25 protein-coding genes, 1 other RNA gene and 1 pseudogene are annotated in these 21,407 nt (G+C 61.9%); 16 read left to right on the top strand and 11 right to left on the bottom strand.

Features of this window, described 5'->3' with window-relative positions; all coding sequences use genetic code 11:
• Window positions 1-58: 58 nt before the first annotated feature.
• The 3 genes from AB4Y97_RS10760 to fumC are packed head-to-tail and all read right to left on the bottom strand — an operon-like array spanning window position 59 to window position 1,904.
• Complete coding sequence (locus tag AB4Y97_RS10760; protein WP_441999030.1) at window positions 59-304, bottom strand: ribbon-helix-helix domain-containing protein; 246 nt, start codon at window positions 302-304, stop codon at window positions 59-61.
• Between the two features lies 1 nt (window position 305).
• Window positions 306-491, bottom strand: a complete 186-nt coding sequence (locus AB4Y97_RS10755) for a DUF4169 family protein (protein ID WP_441999029.1) — start codon at window positions 489-491, stop codon at window positions 306-308.
• 21 nt (window positions 492-512) lie between these two features.
• Window positions 513-1,904 (bottom strand): class II fumarate hydratase, encoded by a 1,392-nt coding sequence (fumC, locus tag AB4Y97_RS10750; RefSeq protein WP_441999028.1) that lies wholly within the window; start codon window positions 1,902-1,904, stop codon window positions 513-515.
• An 89-nt stretch (window positions 1,905-1,993) separates the two neighbouring features.
• Here fumC and AB4Y97_RS10745 point away from each other — a divergent pair, with 89 nt between their 5' ends.
• Window positions 1,994-3,418: a cytochrome P450 gene (locus AB4Y97_RS10745; protein WP_441999027.1), complete on the top strand. Its 1,425-nt coding sequence runs from the start codon at window positions 1,994-1,996 to the stop codon at window positions 3,416-3,418.
• A gap of 151 nt (window positions 3,419-3,569) precedes the next feature.
• Here the strand turns inward: AB4Y97_RS10745 and AB4Y97_RS10740 are convergent, their stop codons facing one another.
• Together AB4Y97_RS10740 and ssrA are read right to left on the bottom strand one after the other, a co-directional pair.
• Window positions 3,570-4,187 (bottom strand): SspB family protein, encoded by a 618-nt coding sequence (locus tag AB4Y97_RS10740; protein ID WP_441999026.1) that lies wholly within the window; start codon window positions 4,185-4,187, stop codon window positions 3,570-3,572.
• A gap of 25 nt (window positions 4,188-4,212) precedes the next feature.
• Window positions 4,213-4,569, bottom strand: a transfer-messenger RNA (tmRNA) gene (ssrA, locus tag AB4Y97_RS10735).
• 80 nt (window positions 4,570-4,649) lie between these two features.
• Between ssrA and AB4Y97_RS10730 the strand changes: the two genes are divergently transcribed.
• The 8 genes from AB4Y97_RS10730 (at window position 4,650) to AB4Y97_RS10695 (ending at window position 10,900) form a co-directional block, all read left to right on the top strand.
• Window positions 4,650-5,444 (top strand): thymidylate synthase, encoded by a 795-nt coding sequence (locus tag AB4Y97_RS10730; protein WP_441999025.1) that lies wholly within the window; start codon window positions 4,650-4,652, stop codon window positions 5,442-5,444.
• Window positions 5,445-5,464: 20 nt separating this feature from the next.
• Window positions 5,465-5,770, top strand: a complete 306-nt coding sequence (locus AB4Y97_RS10725) for a DUF2293 domain-containing protein (protein WP_441999024.1) — start codon at window positions 5,465-5,467, stop codon at window positions 5,768-5,770.
• A gap of 129 nt (window positions 5,771-5,899) precedes the next feature.
• The gene (locus AB4Y97_RS10720) at window positions 5,900-6,382 is read left to right on the top strand and encodes a GNAT family N-acetyltransferase (protein ID WP_441999057.1); all 483 of its coding nucleotides are present in this window, start codon (window positions 5,900-5,902) and stop codon (window positions 6,380-6,382) included.
• A complete protein-coding gene (locus tag AB4Y97_RS10715) occupies window positions 6,379-6,891 on the top strand; it encodes a dihydrofolate reductase (RefSeq protein ID WP_441999023.1) in 513 nt (170 codons plus the stop codon). The genes AB4Y97_RS10720 and AB4Y97_RS10715 overlap by 4 nt, the downstream gene beginning before the upstream one ends.
• Before the next feature lie 134 nt (window positions 6,892-7,025).
• Window positions 7,026-8,171: an FtsH protease activity modulator HflK gene (hflK, locus tag AB4Y97_RS10710; RefSeq protein WP_441999022.1), complete on the top strand. Its 1,146-nt coding sequence runs from the start codon at window positions 7,026-7,028 to the stop codon at window positions 8,169-8,171.
• On the top strand, window positions 8,168-9,091 hold the full coding sequence (gene hflC, locus AB4Y97_RS10705) for a protease modulator HflC (protein WP_441999021.1): 924 nt from the start codon (window positions 8,168-8,170) through the stop codon (window positions 9,089-9,091). Before hflK ends, hflC begins: the two co-directional genes overlap by 4 nt.
• Window positions 9,092-9,097: 6 nt before the next feature.
• Complete coding sequence (locus AB4Y97_RS10700) at window positions 9,098-9,289, top strand: DUF2065 domain-containing protein (RefSeq protein WP_441999020.1); 192 nt, start codon at window positions 9,098-9,100, stop codon at window positions 9,287-9,289.
• A 90-nt stretch (window positions 9,290-9,379) separates the two neighbouring features.
• Window positions 9,380-10,900 (top strand): DegQ family serine endoprotease, encoded by a 1,521-nt coding sequence (locus AB4Y97_RS10695; protein ID WP_441999019.1) that lies wholly within the window; start codon window positions 9,380-9,382, stop codon window positions 10,898-10,900.
• Between the two features lie 182 nt (window positions 10,901-11,082).
• Here AB4Y97_RS10695 and serB read toward each other — a convergent pair whose 3' ends face one another.
• Window positions 11,083-11,991, bottom strand: a complete 909-nt coding sequence (gene serB / locus AB4Y97_RS10690; protein WP_441999018.1) for a phosphoserine phosphatase SerB — start codon at window positions 11,989-11,991, stop codon at window positions 11,083-11,085.
• Between the two features lie 15 nt (window positions 11,992-12,006).
• On the opposite strand from serB, the gene miaA reads away from it, so the two are divergent.
• Window positions 12,007-12,939: a tRNA (adenosine(37)-N6)-dimethylallyltransferase MiaA gene (gene miaA, locus AB4Y97_RS10685; protein ID WP_441999017.1), complete on the top strand. Its 933-nt coding sequence runs from the start codon at window positions 12,007-12,009 to the stop codon at window positions 12,937-12,939.
• On the opposite strand, the gene AB4Y97_RS10680 is transcribed toward miaA, so the two are convergent.
• The gene (locus AB4Y97_RS10680; protein WP_441999016.1) at window positions 12,917-13,744 is read right to left on the bottom strand and encodes an RMD1 family protein; all 828 of its coding nucleotides are present in this window, start codon (window positions 13,742-13,744) and stop codon (window positions 12,917-12,919) included. The genes miaA and AB4Y97_RS10680 overlap by 23 nt on opposite strands.
• A 278-nt stretch (window positions 13,745-14,022) precedes the next feature.
• Between AB4Y97_RS10680 and AB4Y97_RS10675 the strand changes: the two genes are divergently transcribed.
• The 3 genes and pseudogenes from AB4Y97_RS10675 to ilvN all read left to right on the top strand — a co-directional run bounded on the left by AB4Y97_RS10675 (window position 14,023) and on the right by ilvN (window position 16,793).
• Window positions 14,023-15,795 (top strand): acetolactate synthase 3 large subunit, encoded by a 1,773-nt coding sequence (locus tag AB4Y97_RS10675; protein ID WP_441999015.1) that lies wholly within the window; start codon window positions 14,023-14,025, stop codon window positions 15,793-15,795.
• Between the two features lie 51 nt (window positions 15,796-15,846).
• Window positions 15,847-16,245: pseudogene (locus tag AB4Y97_RS10670) on the top strand (endonuclease domain-containing protein).
• 5 nt (window positions 16,246-16,250) lie between these two features.
• Window positions 16,251-16,793, top strand: coding sequence for an acetolactate synthase small subunit (ilvN, locus tag AB4Y97_RS10665; RefSeq protein ID WP_441999014.1), 543 nt, complete (start codon window positions 16,251-16,253; stop codon window positions 16,791-16,793).
• A gap of 2 nt (window positions 16,794-16,795) precedes the next feature.
• On the opposite strand, the gene AB4Y97_RS10660 is transcribed toward ilvN, so the two are convergent.
• Both AB4Y97_RS10660 and AB4Y97_RS10655 read right to left on the bottom strand, forming a co-directional pair.
• The gene (locus tag AB4Y97_RS10660) at window positions 16,796-17,344 is read right to left on the bottom strand and encodes a DUF924 family protein (RefSeq protein ID WP_441999013.1); all 549 of its coding nucleotides are present in this window, start codon (window positions 17,342-17,344) and stop codon (window positions 16,796-16,798) included.
• Between the two features lie 35 nt (window positions 17,345-17,379).
• Window positions 17,380-17,784, bottom strand: a complete 405-nt coding sequence (locus tag AB4Y97_RS10655) for a hypothetical protein (protein ID WP_441999012.1) — start codon at window positions 17,782-17,784, stop codon at window positions 17,380-17,382.
• A gap of 44 nt (window positions 17,785-17,828) precedes the next feature.
• Here AB4Y97_RS10655 and AB4Y97_RS10650 point away from each other — a divergent pair, with 44 nt between their 5' ends.
• Window positions 17,829-17,975 (top strand): hypothetical protein, encoded by a 147-nt coding sequence (locus AB4Y97_RS10650; protein WP_441999011.1) that lies wholly within the window; start codon window positions 17,829-17,831, stop codon window positions 17,973-17,975.
• Window positions 17,976-18,100: 125 nt separating this feature from the next.
• Complete coding sequence (gene ilvC / locus AB4Y97_RS10645) at window positions 18,101-19,120, top strand: ketol-acid reductoisomerase (RefSeq protein ID WP_441999010.1); 1,020 nt, start codon at window positions 18,101-18,103, stop codon at window positions 19,118-19,120.
• Window positions 19,121-19,199: 79 nt separating this feature from the next.
• On the opposite strand, the gene AB4Y97_RS10640 is transcribed toward ilvC, so the two are convergent.
• Window positions 19,200-19,556 (bottom strand): hypothetical protein, encoded by a 357-nt coding sequence (locus AB4Y97_RS10640; RefSeq protein WP_441999009.1) that lies wholly within the window; start codon window positions 19,554-19,556, stop codon window positions 19,200-19,202.
• A 258-nt stretch (window positions 19,557-19,814) separates the two neighbouring features.
• Window positions 19,815-20,336 (bottom strand): DedA family protein, encoded by a 522-nt coding sequence (locus AB4Y97_RS10635; RefSeq protein WP_441999008.1) that lies wholly within the window; start codon window positions 20,334-20,336, stop codon window positions 19,815-19,817.
• A gap of 219 nt (window positions 20,337-20,555) precedes the next feature.
• On the opposite strand from AB4Y97_RS10635, the gene pdxY reads away from it, so the two are divergent.
• Window positions 20,556-21,404: a pyridoxal kinase PdxY gene (gene pdxY / locus AB4Y97_RS10630; protein ID WP_441999007.1), complete on the top strand. Its 849-nt coding sequence runs from the start codon at window positions 20,556-20,558 to the stop codon at window positions 21,402-21,404.
• Window positions 21,405-21,407: the final 3 nt, after the last annotated feature.

Raw genomic sequence — 21,407 nt, 5'->3', positions numbered from 1 at the left:
AAAATGGACACCGGTTCTGCGTGTGAAAATGCGTCTTTTCAAAAAGATAGAGCCTGTTTCATGAACCGGGATTCATGAAACAGGCTCTACAACCTTCACGCAGGCTGGTCAGCACGAAGACGCGGATGGCGGAGGAGAGGTTTTGTCCGCCACGCTCGGCGTCGATGCGGCCGACCAGGGCCTGAACAGACAGGGAGTGTCGCTCCGCGATCTCCCGCAATGCCTCCCAGAACGGCTCTTCGAGGGAAATGCTCGTCCGGTGTCCGGCGATGGCGACGGAGCGCTTGACGATGCCGGTTCCCATGTCAGGACTTCTCGTCGTCGCGCTTATGCGCGTCGAGGCGGCGCTCGCTCAAAACGCGCTCGGCCTTCGTCTGCTCCCGCTCGACTTTAGGGCGACCGAATAGGGTGCGGTTCTCGGCGGCGCGGACCTCTTTCTCGGTCCGCGCCTTCCGTTTGCGCGCTTGGCGCAGGTTGATGATCTCGGCCATGGGGCCTCGATACCTCGGTCCTTATTGCGGCGCCAGCATGGTTTCGGGCCGCACGACGGCTTCGAAATCCGCCGCCGACACGCCGGCCTTCAGGGCTTCTTCCTTCAGGGTCGTGCCGTTCTTGTGGGCCGATTTCGCGATGGCCGCCGCCTTGTCATAGCCGATCATGGGGGCGAGCGCGGTCACGAGCATGAGCGAGCGTCCCATCAGTTCATTGATGCGCTCGTGATTGGGCTCGATGCCGACGACGCAGTTATCCGTAAAGCTGATGGCGCCGTCCGCCAGAAGGCGGATCGATTGCAGCACCGCGTTCACGATCACCGGCTTGAAGACGTTGAGCTCGAAATGGCCCTGGCTGCCTGCGAAGGTGACGGTGGTCTGGTTGCCCGCCACCTGGGCGCAGAGCATCGTCATGGCTTCGGCCTGCGTCGGGTTCACCTTGCCCGGCATGATGGACGAGCCGGGCTCGTTCTCGGGGAGCGAGATCTCGCCGAGGCCGGAGCGGGGGCCCGAGCCCATCAGGCGGATGTCGTTGGCGATCTTGAACAGGCCAGCCGCGAGGCTGGATAGCGCGCCATGGGTGAAGATGAGCGCGTCGTTGGAGGCCAGGGCCTCGAACTTGTTCTCCGCCGAGACGAAGGGAAGGGCGGTGAGTTCCTTCGCTTTCTTCGCGAAACGTTCGGCAAATTCGGGATGGGCATTCAGGCCCGTGCCGACGGCCGTGCCGCCCTGGGCGAGGGCGTAGAGGCCCGGCAGGGTCGCCTCGATGCGTGCGATGCCGAGCTCGATCTGTGCCGCATAGCCGGAAAACTCCTGGCCCAGCGTGACCGGCGTCGCGTCCTGCAGGTGCGTGCGGCCGATCTTCACGATGTCCTTGAAGGCCCCGGCCTTCTCTTTCAGCGCCTTGTGCAGGTGCTTGAGGGCAGGCAGGAGCCGGTCGTGAATCTCGCGCGCCACGGCGATGTGCATGGCGGTGGGGAACGCGTCGTTCGAGGACTGGCCCATGTTCACATGGTCGTTCGGATGAACCGGCTTCTTGGAGCCGCGCTCGCCGCCGAGGCGCTCGATGGAGAGGTTGGAGAGAACCTCGTTCATGTTCATGTTGGACTGGGTGCCCGAGCCCGTCTGCCAGACGACGAGGGGAAATTCGTCGTCATATTTGCCCTGCACCACGTCGGCCGCCGCGCTCGAGATGGCATCGGCGAGGCGCGGATCGAGCTTGCCGAGATCCTTGTTCACCAGGGCCGCGGCCTGCTTCACGATAGCCAGCGCATGGACGAGGGGAAGCGGCATCCGCTCGCCGCCGATGCGGAAATTCTGGATCGAACGCTGCGTCTGGGCGCCCCAGAGCTTATCGGCGGGAACTTCGATGGGGCCGAAGGTATCTGTTTCTGTACGGGTTGAGGGCGACATCCTGACCTCTTTCGATGGGGGTTCGTGTTCTTATCTCAAGTTTCGCCGCTCGCAACACCCGAACGAGCATGAAGGCTTTGCAAAATCCCATGACCGGGTCTCTCGAAGCGCCATTTTTCCGCCCGCCCGCTCCCAAGCCCCGCACGGAACCGATGGGCCTCCTAGCCTTTCTTCTGGCCGTCCGCAAAAACCCTCTCACGACCTGGATGGAGCGGCATTTCGAGGAAGCCGTGATCTCGGGCGAAGGCGTTCTCGGACGCGTGACCGTGGTGAACGATCCCACCGTCATCCGCCACGTGCTTCTCGACAACGCCGCCAATTACCGCAAGGACGATCTGCAGCTTCGAATCCTGGCCCCCGGCCTTGGGCGTGGACTTCTGACGGCGGAAGGGGACGAATGGAAGCTCCAGCGCCGAACCATCGCGCCCCTGTTCACGCCTCGCCATGTCGCGGGTTTCTTCCCGGCCATGGTCGAAGCGGCGGAGCGCCTCGTGCGGCGATGGCGGAGGCGTCCCGACGGCAGGATCGTCGACGCCTCCCTCGAAATGACCCGCGTCACTCTCGATGTTCTGGAACGCACGATCTTCACCCATGGCGTCTCCCGCGACCCGGATGCGCTCGCCCGCGCCATCACGCGCTATTTCGAGGGGATCGGACGTGTCGATCCTGTCGATATCTTCGGGATGCCCGGCTGGGTGCCCCGGATCGGACGCCTGCGGGCGCGGCCCGCCATTCGCTTCTTCGAGGAAATGGTCGCCGAGCTCATCGAAGGCCGCAAGGCACTGATCGCCAGAGGGGAGCCCGCCCCGCGCGATCTCCTGTCGCTTCTCCTGGAAGCCGCCGATCCGGAAACGGGCAAGGGGCTGAGCGACCGCGATGTGCGCGCCAACATCGTCACCTTCATCGGCGCCGGGCACGAGACGACTGCCAACGCCCTGTCATGGTCGATCTATCTGCTCTCCCAGGATCCCAGATCCCGCGCGCGGATCGAGGAGGAGGTCGAGCGCGTGCTGGGCGGCGAGCCGTTCAAGCCGCATCACCTCGAAAAACTGGTCTTCACCCGTGCCGTCATCGACGAGGCGCTGCGCCTTTATCCGCCGGTGCCGTTCATGAGCCGCTCGGCTATCAAGGATGACGAAATCGGTCCCGTCTATATTCCCGCGGGCTCAATCGTGACGGTCGCGCCTTACGTTCTCCATCGTCACCGGAGGCTCTGGGAACATCCGGATTCCTTCGATCCCGAACGCTTCCTGCCGGAAAAACGAGACCGGATCGACCGCTTCGCCTATCTGCCTTTCGGCGCCGGACCTCGCGTCTGCATCGGCGCAAGTTTCGCGCTGCAGGAGGCGGTCATCGTTCTCGCCAGCGTCGTGCGAGCGGTCAGGCTGGATCTTCAGGAAGGTTATGAGGTCAACCCCTTGCACCGTATCACCCTGAGGCCGCATGGCGGCTTGCCGATGCGGCTGACGCATCGTGCGAAGAACCGGGGCCAACTTCTTCGCGCGATGCCCTAAATGAAGACGTCGAACATGTTGCGCCGACGATATCGGCGCGTTCGTGCATGGTGACGCGGAGATACGCGTCGTTCATGCCAACCCATCGTGAAATCGGGGAGAAGGAGAACGTAGGGAGCTAGGGCCAAGGCTGTAGGGAGTCCGGCAATTCCTAATTTTTCTTACGGAAGGCATCAAGGCTGACGACCTGAGCGCTGCCGTCGGAGTCGCCCTTCGTTTCTTCCGTCTTCGCGGGTCGATCGGCTTCGCCTTGAGGCTGCTCCGCCTTGGCCGGGGACTTTTGCGCGTCCGGTTTCTTTTCCGACGGGGCAGGGGAGGCCTTGGGCCGCTTCAGTTCGACAGGCTCCGAATCGCCGTTGCGGGCAGGCTGCGGAGCGGGGGGGGCCTCTTCAATCTCTTCCTCCTCCTCGCCCTGAGTATCGAACTTGAGCCCGAACTGGACGGAAGGATCGAAAAAGCCGGTCAGCGCATCGAAGGGGATGAGCAGACGTTCCGGCACGCCCGAGAAGGAGAGCCCGATCTCGAAGGTGTGCTCGGTGACGTTGAGGTCCCAGAACTGGTGCTGAAGGACGATGGTCATTTCCTGCGGATATTTCTCACGCAGGCGGTTCGACAAGCGAACGCCCGGATAATCGGTCCGGAAGGAAACGTAGAAATGGTGCTCGCCGGGCAAGCCGTCTTTCCCTGCATCGATCAGGACCTTGCGCACCACGCCTTTCAACGCGTCCTGCACAAGAAGATCGTAGCGGATCAGGTCTTTACCGGCCATGAGGGAGCCCTTGAGAGAAAAAGAGGGTGGAGGCTTCTGTTGCCAGGTGCCTCCGAACCTCGCCTGGCGGTGCTAACCGCTAGGGCTTGGGATCGGCTTTAGAAGCTGCTTACGCAGCCACCGCAACCGGAGCATAGTTGTCGTTGGCAACTATTCAATCGGCCCGATAACGGCGGAACCATGCCGAGCGAAAGTCTATCCTTTACGCCCTCGTCGATCCTATTTCGCCCCCACTGAAACTCAAGCTGAGCCTGGGCTTCGGTGGAGGCGCCGGGTACCGCCCCCGGGTCCGATGGGTTTATTCCGATAGCCGTTTATCACCATAGCTGGCCTCGCGGCCAGCAGGCCCAATATAGGAAAGACGAACGAGATTTGAAAGACCGGGGGACAAGTTGGACGGGGACGAAATGCGCTCTCGGAACGTACAGGTCCGCTGACGTATAAGAGGGTGAGGAGCCGTTCATGCAAGCCTATCACGACCTTCTTCACCGTATTCTTGATGAGGGCGTCCGCAAGGACGACCGCACCGGAACGGGGACGATTTCCGTCTTCGGTCATCAGATGCGCTTCGATCTGAGCCAGGGTTTCCCGCTCGTGACGACGAAGAAGCTGCATCTGCGCTCCATCATCCATGAGCTGCTCTGGTTCCTGAAGGGAGACACCAATATCCGCTATCTGCGGGACAACGGCGTCACCATCTGGGACGAATGGGCCGACGAAAACGGCGATCTTGGTCCCGTCTACGGCAAGCAGTGGCGCTCCTGGGCCAGGCCCGATGGCGGCACCGTCGACCAGATCCAGTGGGTGCTGGACGAGATCCGCCGCAACCCGGATTCGCGTCGCCTCATCGTCTCGGCTTGGAATCCGGCCGAACTCGACAAGATGGCGCTCGCGCCCTGCCATTGCCTGTTCCAGTTCTATGTCGCGGAGGGGCGGCTCTCCTGCCAGCTCTATCAGCGCTCGGCGGATGTCTTTCTGGGCGTTCCGTTCAACATCGCGTCCTACGCGCTGCTCACACATATGATGGCGCAGGCCACGGGACTGCAGCCCGGGGATTTCGTCCATTCCTTCGGCGATGCGCACCTCTATCTGAACCACCTCGAACAGGCGCGCCTGCAATTGTCGCGGGATCCGCGTCCATTGCCGAAGCTTCGCCTCAATCCGGCGGTGCGATCACTGTTCGATTTCACTTTCGACGACATCGTCATCGAGGATTATGATCCGCATCCGGCCATCAAGGCTCCTGTCGCGGTCTAGGCTCCATGAGCAGGCGTGAGATGAACAGGCGCGAGATCATCGAGAGCGCCGTCCGCATCCTCGCACCGCGTATTCCCCGGCATGAATTCGAGTCGGTGATGGACCACGCGCTCGGCAGCCGCGGTCTTCACACGGCCTCGCCCGAAACGGCGGCTTGGCTCTCGCTTGTCGCCTATATCCGCCACCGGTTCACCGATTACGATAGTCTTCTCGACGAAGGCTACGACGTGGAGAGCGCCCGCTTCTTCGTACTCGACGAGATGAACGCGATTCTGGAGGAATGGGGGTCTCCACGCCGGGTGCTGGCGGAGGACGAGGCTGATTAGAGCATTTTCAGGCGAAGTGGGTCCGGTTCGCTGTCGAAAATGCGTCCGGGCAAAAGAAAGAGCCGATTCCATGCAAGTGGAGGCAGCTCCAGGCTCGACAGCATGCCCAAGCTTGAGCACAAAGATCTGATGACCCTCTCGATCCGTAAAGCCGAACCCGGCGACGCCTCCCTCATCCTCACCTTCATCCGCGAACTGGCCGAATACGAGCGCCTGGCTCATGAGGTTGATGCCACCGAGGATGGTATCGCCGAGGCTCTCTTCGGGCCTCAGCCCCGCGTTTTCGCCGATATCGCCGAATGGGACGGCAAACCCGTGGGCTTCGCCCTGTGGTTCTACAACTTCTCCACTTTCCGCAGCCGTCACGGCATCTATCTGGAAGATCTCTTCGTCAGGCCGGACTTCCGTTCCAAGGGCGTCGGCAAGGCCCTGCTGCGGCACCTTGCCCGCCGCTGCGTGGCGGAAGGGTTGCCGCGTCTGGAATGGTGGGTGCTCGACTGGAACGAGCAGGCTCTGCGCTTCTACCGCTCCATCGGCGCGATGCCGATGGATGAATGGACGGTGCAGAGAGTAACAGGTGATAATCTTTCAAAACTTGCTCAGGAATCATGACCACACCTCTCATCCTCGTCGTTGCCGTTGCCGAAAACGGCGTCATCGGCCGCGACAATCAGCTGCTCTGGCGTCTGCGCACGGATCTCAAGCGGTTCCGGGAACTGACCTGGAGCAAGCCGATGATCATGGGCCGCAAGACCTTCCAGTCCATCGGCAAGCCTCTGCCGGGCCGCGAGACCATCGTGCTGACGCGGGATCCGGATTTCTCAGCCGAAGGAGCCCATGTGGCGCGAAGCTGGGATGAGGCCGTGGCGCTGGGCTCCGTCCTGGCGGAAAGGATGGGGGCGGATGCGGTGGCGGTCGTCGGCGGCGCCGAGATCTATGCGCTGGCTCTGCCGCAGGTGAAGACGATCTATCTGACGCAGGTTCACGCCGCACCCGAGGGGGATGCGATTTTTCCCGCTCTCGACCGTTCCGGGTTCAGGGAAATCCAGCGCAGCGATCACCCGAAAGGGGCGGATGACGAGCATCCGTTTACCTTTATCGACCTTGAGCGCCGTTCTTGAGCACTGCCAAGGTTGACGAAACCCGCCACAATCCCCACGTCGCAGCCTTGACAGGCGGCAGAAAGAACACCCACAACCGCCTAACATCCAATCGGCTCAATCGGCCGGTCTTTTCAGAGTGAGGAAAGGCGACCATGCCTTGGAGTAACCAAAGCGGCGGCGGCGGCCCCTGGGGGCAACGCGGTGGATCGGGAGGCGGCAAGAGCCCATGGGGCTCAGGCGGCCCGCAGGGCAATGGAACGCCCCCGGATCTTGAGGATATCCTGCGTCGCGGCCAGGACCGGCTCAAGGATTTCATTCCCGGCGGCTCCATGGGCGGCAAGGGCCTTCTGGCGCTGATCCTTGGCGCCATCGTCATCTGGCTGCTCACGGGCTTCTACACCGTGCGACCGAACGAGGTCGGCATCAACATGATCCTCGGCCGTTTTACCGGCACGTCCGGTGAGGGTCTTCGCTACAACCTGCCTTATCCGATCGGCCGGGTGATCAAGCCCAACGTGACCGAGCAGCAGCGGATCGAGGTCGGCTACCGCTCCACCCCCAATGGTCAGGGCCGGGCTCGCGACGTGCTCGAAGAGAGCCTGATGCTGACCGGCGACGAAAACATCGTCGACATCGATTTCGACGCGGTCTGGCAGGTGAACGCCGCCCGGGCTCAGGATTTCGTCTTCAATCTCCAGAATCCGGAAGGCACCATCAAATCCGTGGGCGAAAGCGCCATGCGCGAGGTCATCGGCCGCCGCAACATCCAGGCGATCCTGACCACCGAGCAGGCCAGCGTGGCACAGGAGGTACGCCAGATCATGCAGCAGACCCTCGACGCCTATGGCGCGGGCGTTCTGGTCAACGTGGTCCAGCTCCAGGCGGTGCAGCCGCCGTCGGAGGTCCGACAGGCCTTCTTCGACGTCAATGCGGCCCAGCAGGATGCGGTGCGCGTCCAGAACGAGGCTCAGACCTTCGCCAGCCGCGTGGTTCCCGAATCCCGAGGCGAGGCTGCCCGTACCGTTCAGCAGGCGGAGGCCTATCGTGAGCAGGCCGTCGCCGATGCGACAGGTCAGGCCGCGCGCTTCCGTCAGGTCTACGAGGCCTATCGTCAGTCGCCGGATGTCAGCCGTGAGCGGATGTTCATCGAAACGATGGAGCGCGTCCTGAGCGGGGTCGACAAGGTCATCATCGACCAGAACGGGCAGGGAGTCGTACCTTATCTGCCGCTCACTCAAATGCAGCAGCGCCAGCAGAACCAAGGCGCCGCGCCCAGCCAGCCGGGAGCCACGCGATGAACAATCCAGCCCTTCGCACCGGCCTCATAATCCTTGCCGCCGTGATCGCGATCGTTCTCTACAGCTCGATCTTCATCGTGCAGCAGACCCAGTACGCGCTCGTGCTGCGCTTCGGCGCGGTGCAGTCCGAACTTCGGAAACCGGGTCCGTACTTCAAGGTGCCGCTGATCGATACCGTCACCTATTTCGACAAGCGGGTGCTGGATCTCGACCTGCCGGTTCAGACACTCCTGTCGGCAGACCGGCAGAACCTGGAGGTCGATGCCTTTACCCGGTATCGCATCATCGATCCGCTCAAGTTCTATCAGGCGGTCGGCAGCATCCCGCTGGCCAACCAGCGGCTGTCGAGCTTCACCAATTCGGTGATGCGTAATGTCCTGGCGAGCGCATCCCGCGATGCCATCGTCCGCACGGATCGCGCCGCTCTGATGAATCGCATTCAAGAAGATGTGAACAGGCAGGCCCAGAGCCTCGGCATCGAGATGATCGATGTCCGCCTGACCCGCGTCGATCTGCCGGCGGCCAACAGCCAGGCGGTTTACCAGCGCATGCGCACGGAGCGTGAGCGTGAGGCGGCGGACCTGCGCGCGAATGGTCAGCAGCAGGCCCAGACGATCCGCGCCCGTGCCGAGCGCGAGGCCACCGTGATCCGCGCCGATGCGAACCGCCAAGCGGAGGAATTGCGCGGTAAGGGCGATGCGGATAGGAATCGTATTCTGGCCGAGGCCTTCGGTCAGGACCCGGACTTCTTCGCCTTCTACCGTTCCATGCAAGCGTATGAAGCTGGTCTCAAGTCAGGAGATACGCGCCTCGTGCTGAGCCCGAATTCCGATTTCTTCCGCTACTTCAACGATGCGAACGGCCGCCGGAACGAGGGGCAAGCCCCTGCTCAACCGGTCCGGCCGGCGCCGGCTCAATAAGAACTGATGCTGGATCTGATCGCAGCCCTCGGCCTCGCTCTCGTGGTCGAGGGCATTTTGTTTGCGGCTTTTCCCGACGGTATGCGCCGAGCGATGTATGAAGCCGCCCATAGCCCCAGCGACAGGATGCGTCTCGTCGGCATCCTGTCGGCCATTGCCGGTTTAGGGATCATCTGGATCATTCGGCTGTTCGGGTGAAGTGCGCAGCCCCGCTTCCGCCGCAATCCGCGCTTGAATGACGGGACGGATCGACAATCTATATTTACGTTCTCCAAGAGAGGATTCTCAATGACCCATGCCATGAACGCGCTGGCGCCTTCCGAGACGGCGCTGCCCAAGCGCTTGCCGCGCAGGCTGGCCGCGTCCTGCTTCGCGGTTGTGACCTTTGTCGCGACTGCGCTTCCCCTGGCGGCGCAGGCCCGTTCCGCACCTGAATCCTTTGCCGATCTGGCAGAGGAGGTCACGGCCGCCGTCGTCAATATTTCCGCCTCGACCACCGTCGAGGCCCGCAACCGGACCTTGCCTCAGCTCCCGCCGGGCACTCCTTTCGAGGATCTCTTCGAGGAGTTCTTCAATCGCCGAGGGCAGGGCAACGGCAACGGCAACGGGGACAGCCTCCCGTCGCGTCCGCGTCGCTCGAATTCCCTCGGCTCCGGTTTCGTGATCGATCCGTCGGGAATCGTGGTGACGAATAACCACGTCATCGGCGACGCCAACGACATCAGCGTCATCTTCTCGGACGGCACGCGCTTGAAGGCCGAGATCATCGGCAAGGATTCGAAGGTCGACCTCGCCGTGCTCAAGGTGAAGTCCGACAAGCCCCTGAAAGCGGTGAAGTTCGGCGATTCCGACAAGCTTCGCCCCGGCGACTGGGTGCTGGCGATCGGTAACCCGTTCGGCCTCGGCGGCTCGGTCACGGCCGGTATCATCTCGGCCCGCGGCCGCAACATCGATTCCGGTCCCTACGACAACTACATCCAGACCGATGCGGCCATCAACAAGGGCAATTCCGGCGGTCCGCTGTTCAACATGAATGGCGAGGTCATCGGCATCAACACGGCGATCCTCTCGCCCACGGGCGGCTCGGTCGGCATCGGCTTTGCGGTTCCTTCCGCTTCGGCCATGCCCGTCATCGATCAGCTACGCCAGTTCGGCGAGACACGGCGCGGCTGGCTCGGTGTGCGCATCCAGAACGTGGATGACGCCACTGCCGAGGCTCTCGGCCTCGGTTCGGCCCGCGGTGCATTGATCGCCGGCATCGACGATAAGGGACCCGCCAAGCCGGCCGGACTCGATGTCGGCGATGTGATCACCCGCTTCGACGGCAAGGAGGTCAAGGATTCCCGCGACCTGCCGCGCATCGTCGCCTCGACCCCGGTCGGCAAGGCGGTCGATGTGGTCGTTGTCCGCAAGGGCAAGGAGATGACGAAGCAGGTCACGCTCGGCCGTCTCGAGGATGGCGAGAAGCAGGCAAGCCTGCAGCAGCCCTCGACCGATACCCCGACCGCGACCCGCCAGGCCATGGGCCTCGAGCTCTCGGGCATGACGGACGAACTGCGCCGCCGCTATGGCCTCAAGGACGATCAGAAGGGCGTCGTCATCACCCGCGTCGATCCGAACTCGGCCGCCGCCGACAAGCGGATCCAGCCAGGCGAGGTCATCGTCGAAGTCGGCCAGGAACCGGTCTCGACCCCCGCCGACGTGACGAAGCGGGTCGAGGCCATCAAGAGCCAGGGCCGCAAATCCGCTCTGCTCCTCGTCGCCAACGCTCAGGGCGAGGTTCGTTTCGTCGCATTGTCGATCGAGTAAGCTGGCAGGGACATATCCGGGAAAAAGGCGGCTCGAAGCCGCCTTTTTCTTTGAGCTGAGCGGACGTTATCCGCCATCGATAACTGCCCCAGCGTCATTCCGGGGCGCAGCTTCACTTCCCTCGTCGGGAGAGATGAAGAATGCGTGTCACTCCCGGCGGGAGCGAAGCGCGAGCTTGGCACTCAGCCCCTCACGACCTCCTCGTCCCGATATCCCTGCACATAGAGCAGCGCAGACAGGTCCGCATGGTCGACCCTCGCATGGGCCGCTGCAGCCACCGCAGGCTTGGCGTGGAAGGCGACGCCCAGGCCTGCTTCGCCCAACATGGCGAGGTCGTTGGCGCCGTCGCCGACGGCCATGGTCTCGGTGGCCCGAAGGTCGAACCGCTCCCGCAGTTCCATCAGCGTCGCAAGCTTGGCCTCGCGCCCGAGGATCGGCTCGGTAACCTCTCCCGCCAGCTTCTCGTCTTTAAGGACGAGGAAGTTGGAACGGTGCTCGTGAAAGCCGATTTTGGCCGCGACCGGGCCGGTGAACAGCGTGAAGCCGCCGGAGACGAGGCAGGTATAGAAGCCGTTCGCACGCATCGTCTGAACGAGTTCCCGCCCGCCTGGCGTCAGGGTGATCCGGCTCGCGATGATCTCATCGACCACGCCGACCGGCAGGTTTTTCAAAAGAGCCACGCGCTCGCGCAGGGCCGGCTCGAAGGCGATTTCTCCGCGCATGGCGCGCTCGGTGATTTCCGACACCTCCGCCTTCAACCCAACATAGTCAGCCAGCTCGTCGATGCATTCCTGGCCGATCATGGTGGAATCCATATCCGCCAGGAACAGGCGTTTGCGCCTGCCTGCGAGAGGCTGCACCACGACGTCGATGGGCTCGATGCCGAGGATCGACCGCAGGGTTTTCTCGATGGAGCGTGCATCGGCCGGCGCGGGCAGGATCAGGTCCGCCGCGATTCCGCTTGCCAGAGTGACGTGTTCCGTCTCTTGTCCGAGCACCTTCGCGGCCATCCTGATCACCTCGTCGGTGATTGCAGGCCGGGCGGGGTTGGCGACAAGCGTCGCAACGACAAGATCGTGAGGAGAGGCCATCGTGGAGACCGGGGTGTGAGTGACGTTCGGATCGGCGCGGTTCTCATTGCAGGGCCGACCGCATCAGGCAAGTCCGCTTTGGGCATCAAACTGGCGCAGGCCCTCGACGGCGTGGTGATCAATGCCGATTCCATGCAGGTCTACCGGGACCTGCGGATCATCACGGCCCGCCCCATGCCAGAGGAGGAAGCGCAGGCTCCGCACCGGCTCTACGGCCATGTGGATGCTGCCATCAACTTCTCGGTCGGTCGCTACATTGCCGATGCCGTCGAGGTTCTCCACGATGTGAAGGCCCGAAAGCTGCCGATCTTCGTCGGCGGGACGGGGCTCTACTTCAAGGCGCTGACGGAGGGACTGTCCGATATTCCCACCGTACCGGACGAGGTCCGCGAGGAAATCCGTCGGGAAAGCGAGGGGCTGGAGACGCCCGAACTCCATCGTCTCCTGTCTGCACGCGATCCCAAGACCGCCCGGACCCTGCGTCCCTCCGACCGCTTGCGCGTCCAGCGCGCCCTGGAAATCTTCGCCGCAACCGGCCGGCCGCTCGTGTCTTTCCACGGTCTGCGCCGGCCCGGGCCTTTAGGCGGCGTGCCCGTCGTCAAGCTCTTCCTCGCGCCTGAGCGCGAGGAGTTGCGGCGGCGCATCGACAGCCGCTTCGGTACCATGATGGAACGCGGGGCTTTGGATGAGGTGAGGGCGCTCGGCGAGCGCCGTCTCGATCCGATGCTGCCCGCCATGCGGGCGCACGGCGTGCCGGGGCTTCTGGCCCACCTGCGGGGTGACATCTCGCTGGATGAAGCCATCGTAAAGGGGCAGGCGGATACGCGCCGCTATGCCAAGCGCCAGTTCACCTGGTTCCGCCACCAGTTGCCGGATTGGAGCTGGGTCGAGCCGGAGAAGGGGTTCGATGCCGTGATCGCCGCCCTCAATGCGACGGCGTACCGGTGAACATCTGGTAGAAGGTGATGACGATCTCGAACACGATCAGGATCACGATGATCAGTTCGAGGCGCAGCGAGCGCTCGGTGTCAATGAGATCGGTGAGCGCCTGGGTGGTGTCGCCGATCACGTCGAGCTTGCCGTGCAGGGAGGTTGCGCGCTCCTTCAGTTCGTATTCGTCCTCCAGGCGGGCATAAAGGCGCCCGAGATCCGGGCGGTCCCAGAGCACGTCAGGCTTCTCCTCCACCGCAACGCGGCCCGAGACCCGCTGGCGGACGAGGAGGGCGTTGCCGACAAGCTTCAGGATCTCGCGCCGCCCGCCGGGGCGCTTGCCCTTTTCGGCGAGAAAGCGGGCAAAAGGCTCCATGACATCGAAAACGGCGGCAGCTTCCCGCTCGTCGCGGGCCAGCGCCGCGCTCTTGGCGAGCGCGTCGGCGATTACAATCAGGCGCTCGGTGGATAATTCCTTGATGTAGATCGGCCCGCCGGGCGGGATCTGGTCGTCCTTGTCGGGTGAAATCTCGATGACGGCCGTTTCCTCCTCGTGACGGGCGAACTCGCCGATGATCCGCTGACGCAGGCCGCGGATGACGTCGTCCTCCTCGAGCGGCGTCAGGCCCACGAGAACGGCCACGCCGAAGCGGAACAGGGCCACGAAACCTTCCTGCCCGGCCTGGAAGGCGAGGGGCGAGGTGGACAGGACGTCGCTACGCTCCAATCCCGCAACATCCAGGCGATCGCCCAGCAGAAGGGCGCGGGCGGTGATGCGCGGACCCCGCGACGGAATTTCAGTTGAGGAAATGGTATCGGTCATGACAAGGTAGATTGAGACGGTCCTGGCATCCTACAAGCTAGGCCCTTGACCGCCAAATGCGAGCGCTTGACCGAATGAAATGTATCGGCTAGCGTCGGCGCAACTTTTGAACCGAGAGCTGCATCAATGCGCAAGCTTATTCTCGTAGTACGAGCGCCATCGACGGAGCGGGGCTGACACCCGCAGGTCCGGCGATGGCGCATAGGCCCCCCACAGGGGCCTTTTTTATTGCCTAAATTCCTCCAGCACAGCGAAACAGACGAGACGGAGCGAGTGACATGAGCGAGACGATGACGGGAGCCGAAATGGTGATCCGTGCCCTGCAAGACCAGGGGGTCGAACATATCTTCGGCTATCCGGGCGGCGCGGTTCTTCCCATTTACGATGCGCTTTTCCACCAGGATAAAGTGCAGCATGTCCTCGTCCGGCATGAACAGGGCGCCGTGCATGCTGCGGAAGGTTACGCACGCTCTTCCGGCAAGCCGGGCGTGGTGCTGGTGACTTCCGGGCCGGGCGCGACCAATGCGGTGACGGGTCTTGCCGATGCGATGATGGATTCCATTCCGCTGGTCTGCATCACGGGTCAGGTGCCCACCCATCTCATCGGCTCCGATGCCTTCCAGGAATGCGACACGGTCGGCATTACGCGCCACTGCACAAAGCATAATTATCTGGTGAAATCGATCGAGGATCTGCCGCGCATCCTGCACGAGGCGTTCTACGTGGCCTCGAATGGCCGTCCCGGCCCGGTGGTCGTCGACCTGCCGAAGGACATCCAGTTCAAGACCGGAACTTATGTGCGTCCGACCAGCAACCAACACAAGACGTACCGCCCGGCCGTCAAGGGCGACATGGAGAAAATCCGCGCCGCCATCGAACTTATGGCGAATGCGAAGCGTCCGGTCTTCTATACCGGCGGCGGCGTCATCAATTCCGGTCCGCACGCGTCGGCGCTCTTGCGCGAACTCGCGCACCTCACCGGCTTTCCCGTCACCTCCACCCTGATGGGGCTTGGCGCGTATGCGGCATCCGACCCACAGTTCCTCGGCATGGTCGGCATGCATGGTACTTACGAGTCGAATCTCGCGATGCATGAATGCGACGTGATGATCAATATCGGCGCGCGCTTCGACGACCGCATCACCGGGCGCCTCGATGCGTTCTCGCCCTATTCGAAGCGCATCCATGTGGACATCGACCCCTCGTCGATCAACAAGAACGTGAAGGTCGATATCCCGATCGTCGGCGATTGCGCGCATGTGCTGGAGGACATGGTGCGCCTGTGGCGGCAGAGTGCCCCGCAGATGGACAAGGTCGCTCTCAAGGATTGGTGGAACAAGATCGAAGGCTGGCGTTCCCGCAACTGCCTTGCCTATCGCAACTCCAAGGAGACGATCAAACCGCAGCACGCGATTCAGCGTCTCTACGAACTCACCAAGGACCGCGAGACCTACATCACTACGGAGGTCGGCCAGCACCAGATGTGGGCCGCGCAATACTTCAAGTTCGAAGAGCCGAACCACTGGATGACGTCGGGCGGTCACGGCACCATGGGATATGGCCTGCCCGCCGCCGTCGGGGCGCAACTCGCGCATCCGAATGCACTCGTCATCGATATCGCCGGCGAAGCCTCGATCCAGATGATGCTGCAGGAAATGTCGACCGCGCTCCAATACAACCTGCCGATCAAGGTCTTCATCCTGAACAACGAGTATATGGGCATGGTGCGTCAGTGGCAGGAGCTGCTGCATGGCGGTCGCTACTCGCAGAGCTATTCGGAATCGCTGCCGGATTTCGTGAAGCTCGCCGAGGCCTATGGCGGCGTCGGCATTCGCTGCGACAACCCGACCGACCTCGATGAGAAGATCCTCGAGATGATCAACGTCAACAAGCCCGTGATCTTCGACTGCATCGTCGACAAGACGGAGAACTGCTTCCCGATGATCCCCTCGGGCAAGGCACACAACGAGATGTTGCTCAACGATTACCTCGGCGAGGCGGGAACCGATATCGGTTCCGTGATCGACGAGAAGGGCAAGATGCTGGTGTAGGCACTCCCCTCTCCCGGATGGGAGAGGGGCAGGGGTGAGGGACGGCGCTGAATGACTAAAGAGCCACGCCAATTCGCACGCAACCTTCGCAAGGCGGCAACGACTGCGGAAGATGCGCTTTGGCAGGCTCTGCGGGGCCGCCGCTTCTAAGGCCTCAAGTTCAAACGGCAAGTTCCGCTGCTCGCCTACACGGTTGATTTTCTATGCTTCGAACGGAAGCTGATCGTAGAGATAGATGGCAAACAACATGAATGGTTCTCGGAATATGACGCACGCAGAACGGAAGAGATCGAGCGCCATGGATTCGTGGTTCTGCGTTTCACCAATGGTGAAGTGCTGAACGATCTGGAATTGGTTTTGAGGAAGATTGCGCAGGCCGCGACTCTTCCTGAGATGTCACACCCTCACCCCCGGCCCCTCTCCCATTCGGGAGAGGGGGGAAGTACGTAGCGAACATGACCCAGATGAGCACCCATTATCCCGACGCAACCCGCATCGAACCCATCAACCGGCACACGCTCGCCGTCGTTGTCGACAACGAGCCGGGCGTCCTCGCCCGGATCGCCGGCCTGTTCTCGGGGCGCGGCTACAATATCGAGAGTCTCACCGTCACTGAGACGGAGCATGAGGCGCATATCTCGCGCATCACCATCGTGACGGCGGGGACGGACAGCATCATCGAGCAGATCAAGAGCCATCTCGAACGCCTGGTGCCGGTGCATCGGGTGGTCGATCTGACCCTGACGGGCGACGCGGTCGAGCGGGAACTCTGCCTCGTGAAAGTGGTAGGGAAGGGCGATCACCGGGTGGAGGCCATGCGGCTCGCCTCGGCCTTCGGCGCCCGCACCATGGACGCCACGCTGACATCCTTCGTTTATGAGCTTACCGGGACGACCGAAGAGGTCGAACGCTTCATCAAGCTGATGACGGCTGTCGGGCTCGTGGAAGTCTCCCGTACCGGCGTCGCCGCCATGGCGCGCGGGGCGGACGGTATGTGAGGTCAGCCCTTGAAGCCGTCTACTTTCAGAAACTCTTCCTCCTCCGGCGTCGTGTCCCGTCCGAGAATGCCGTTGCGGTGGGGGAAGCGGCCGAAGCGGGCAATGATGTCGTGGTGATGATGGGCGTATTTGACGGATTCCGGTTCGCCGAGAGCTTCGTTCAAGGCGACCGAGCGCTGCTGATGCCTCAGGCTCTCCGAGTGCATGAAAGGCAGGTAGAAGAATTGCCGAAGTGCCGGCTTGAACGCCTTGTCGTAGCCCTTCTCGATGGCACGGTCGGCCGCGAGCAGGGCGGCGGGATCGGTTTTGTAGACACCGCGGGTCCCGCGAAACATGTTCCGGGGGAACTGGTCGAGGAGGAGAATGACGGCGAGAGCACCTTCGGGGGTCAGTTCCCACTCATTGAGGTCGCCCCTGGCGGCGGCCTCATAGGTGGGAAGGAAACGGTCCCGGCAGGCTTGGTCGAAGGCGTCATCCTTCGCGAACCATTTGTCGGCTCCAGCCGCCTGCCAGAAATCGAGGACGGTATTGGGAGAAACGAGCTTATCCATCGCTTATTTCTCCCAGAAAGCGTCCCTCGCTTCAATCAGGCCAGGGCTCTGTCCGTGGAGGCGGTGGTCGACTTGAAGAAGAAGACACGCAGCAGATTGCAGAAGAACACGAGGATGCCGCCCAAGGCGATGAACGAAGCGCCAATGGCGAAGGAGGGGTTTTCGTGAGCGACCGAAATGTAGATGCCGGCCGGAAACGCGAAAGCACTCACACCCGACAGTACCAGATGGGCCTTCGCCAGCCATGAAACGGAAAGTGCCGGATATGCTTTGTAAATCAATCCGAACAGGGCAAGCGAGGCCCAGCCGAGAAGGTTCAGGTGAGCATGCACCGGCGCGTACTGGAAGTCATGGGCGGCACCCATGCCAATCCCGAGCACCACGCCAACGATCAGGCACAGGACGCCAAGAAGAATGAACGAGACGTCGATTCTAGCCACTTCAGCCTCCCAACAAGGTGATATCGTTAGGTAAGGTCTACCTTATGAAAATTTTCAAGGCAATTGAAATAAAGGGACATGAAGTCCAGCAAAATAACGGTTGCAGCACTTTCCTTCCGGGTGCGGCGCCGGTAGAGCATCTTTCGCAAAACGGGGAGCCGATCTTGCGAAAGAAAAATGCGGCAACCTGAGTTTTTCTAGAGTGTTTTCCAATTCCATAAGCTCGGAAAACGCTCTAGAAAGCCGCATTCCATCTGGGCCCCGGACCATCCGGGGCGCGATGTTTCAATCCTAAACGCTAAAGGAAAAGTCAGTTATGCGCGTTTACTATGATCGCGATGCCGACATCAATCTGATCAAGAGCAAGAAGGTCGCCATCGTCGGCTACGGCAGCCAGGGGCATGCCCATACACTGAATCTGCGTGATTCCGGCGTGAAGGACATTGTGGTAGCGCTCCGCAAGGGCTCGCCCTCCGCCGCCAAGGCCGAGAAGGAAGGCATCAAGGTCATGGAAGTGGCCGAGGCCGCCAAGTGGGCCGACGTTGTCATGATGCTGACGCCCGACGAGCTGCAGGCCGACATCTATCGCGACGAGCTTCATGGCAACATGAAGCAGGGCGCTGCCCTTCTCTTCGCGCATGGCCTCAATGTGCATTTCAACCTCATCGAGCCCCGCAAGGATCTCGACGTGCTCATGGTCGCCCCGAAGGGCCCCGGCCACACGGTCCGTTCCGAGTATCAGCGCGGCGGCGGCGTGCCGACCCTGATCGCGATCCACCAGGACGCGACGGGCAATGCCCATGATCTCGGCCTCTCCTACGCTTCCGCCAATGGCGGCGGCCGGGCCGGCATCATCGAGACCACCTTCAAGGAAGAGTGCGAGACCGATCTCTTCGGCGAGCAGGTCGTGCTCTGCGGCGGTCTCGTCGAACTCATCAAGGCCGGTTTCGAGACCCTCGTCGAGGCGGGCTACGCCCCCGAGATGGCCTATTTCGAGTGCCTGCACGAAGTGAAGCTGATCGTCGACCTCATCTATGAGGGCGGTATCGCCAACATGAACTACTCGATCTCCAACACCGCCGAGTACGGCGAGTACGTCACCGGCCCGCGCATCATCACGCCTGAGACCAAGGCCGAGATGAAGCGCGTTCTCACTGACATCCAGACCGGCAAGTTCACCCGCGACTGGATGCTCGAGAACAAGGTCAACCAGACCTCGTTCAAGGCCGTCCGCGCCCGCAATGCCGCGCACCAGATCGAGGAAGTCGGCGGCCGTCTGCGCGAGATGATGCCCTGGATCAAGTCCAAGGCGCTCGTCGACAAGACCCGCAACTGATCGCTGCGGTAAGACCAAAAAGAAAAGGGGCGGTTGATCCGCCCCTTTTTGTTTTGTAGCCCCCGAGGGAAGAGAAGGGTCAGGCCATGTGCTGCAGAAGCAATACGACGGCGCTGATAATGCATAGAACACGCCCCAGCTTTTGATACCGGGGCTTGCAGAATTTGAAGATCCCATAGCAAACCGCCAGGGCGAGCAGGAGTCTCCAGAAGCTTTCAGCCATATAGCCGATGCCCTCTTTTCCGAATGAGGGATTGGTTAAGCTCCAGCTCTCGAAAATCCAGAGCGCCGCGAACGCGATGCCGCTGACCCACCATCCGATATTCTGCAAGGACTGTGGCAGTCCGGGCAGAACGCCCGAGGGCGTTCCATTCACGGAATGGAAAGCGTCATCTTCGTCGTACCAATCGTACGTATCTGGCGGGCTCTGTGTCATCACATTGCTTGGAAAGAGGCAATGGAGCTTGCATAACATTACGTGGAGCGCCTGCCACCTGCCGAAACAGAGGGTAAAAGCTATTAAAACTGCGATAAGCTGGCGCAAAGAGAGAAGAGTTGTTGCTTATCGTCTTCTCAGCGTTGTTGAAGTTATGCTTCCCGGGACGATGCGACCCCTATGAATGCCGCTAGGTCGCGTGCAGATAAAATTCTGAGCTTGTTTATAGGAATAAATAGCCTTTTGTCGGCGAGGACATTACCAGTGAAGATACTTGGCCAGACCGGCGCCGGGGGCCAAGAGCACGAAAGCCCAGACGAAGGCGGAGGCCAGATTGGCGGCCTGGAATAGCATGGAAGGCATCAGAAAAATGCCTGAAATCAAAGAGATGACCGCGCGGGTAGGGCCGAAGAACCGTCCGAGGAACACGGCCCAGGGCCCGAATTTCTGAAAGAAGCGTTCCCCGCGTGCGATGAGGTGAGCGTTTCGCGACAGGGGCCAGACATCGTAGGCCAGGGTCTTGTAGCGCCGGCCTATGGCATAGGAGATCCAATTGGCCAGAAAGGCGCCGGTCACCGCTCCGATCCATGCCTGCCAGAATGGAATTTCCGCTGCTGCGACCACGAATCCCACGGCGATGAGCATGGCGATCGCAGGCACCACGAGGGACACGAAGGCAAGCGATTCGGCGAAGGTCAGGAGGCCAAGGATGAGCGGAGTGAATTCCTTGTTGGCGCGCACGAAGTCGACGACCGTATGCGTGAGACTTTCGACATTCATGAAGCTCCTCCAAGGCTTGCCGGATCGGAAGAAGCGCAGAAACCGGGTTCGTGCCACGGGCATCCTTATGCCTTTGTGATCGAACCGATCAAATCGCGCAATTTGATGCGGGGCTGCTGATGCGCTAGAGCATCGGATGAGCGCATCGTTCTGAGCGGAAAACCGGGGCCACTTTTCCGCACGATGCGCTAACCGAAGGGCCTCAGTGGGGCACGAGCCATGAACGTTCTCTCGATCCAATCCCATGTCGCCTACGGCCATGTCGGCAATGCGTCTGCGGTCTTTCCGATGCAGCGCCTCGGTGTCGAGGTCTGGCCGATCCATACGGTGCAATTCTCCAACCATACCGGCTACGGCTCCTGGAAAGGGCGCGTCTTCGACGGCCCAGCCATCGAGGAACTCCTGGACGGGATCGCAGACCGGGGCGTGCTCGAGCGCTGCAACGGTGTGCTTTCCGGCTACATGGGCTCCGCCGATATCGGCAATGCGATCCTGTCCGCCGTGGCGCGGGTGCGCTCGCTCAATCCGGATGCGCTCTATTGCTGCGATCCGGTAATTGGCGATGTGGGGCGCGGCGTCTTCGTCCGCCCCGGTATTCCTGAATTCATGAAGGATCAGGCGATCCCGGCCGCCGACATCATCACGCCGAACCAGTTCGAACTGGATTATCTCTCCGGCATTACGACGGAAACGGAGGCTTCGGTAAAGGAAGCCATTGCCGCCGTGCATCTTCTTGGGCCGAAGGTGGTGCTCGTCACATCGGTCTTTACACGCGAGACGCCTGAGGATTCAGTCGACCTGATCGCAGGCGAGGGCGGGCGTTTCTGGCGCGTGCGGACGCCGAAGCTGTCGCTCAGCGTCAACGGCGCGGGCGATGCTATCGCCGCCCTGTTCTTCGTTCATTACGCCCGTTCGCGATCCGCCGACAAAGCGCTTGCCGAGGCTGCCGCATCCGTATTCGGACTTCTCAAGCGCACCGAAGAGGCGGGTTCGCGCGAGATCCTGACCATCGCGGCGCAGGACGAGTTCGTCTCTCCCACCTATCGCTTCCCGGCCGAGGAGGTCTGACCG

The organism is Microvirga sp. 2TAF3, from assembly GCF_052114965.1.
Lineage (GTDB): Bacteria > Pseudomonadota > Alphaproteobacteria > Rhizobiales > Beijerinckiaceae > Microvirga.
The sequence above is the reverse complement of the archived record's forward strand: the minus strand, read 5'-3'. Positions and strand labels throughout refer to the sequence as shown.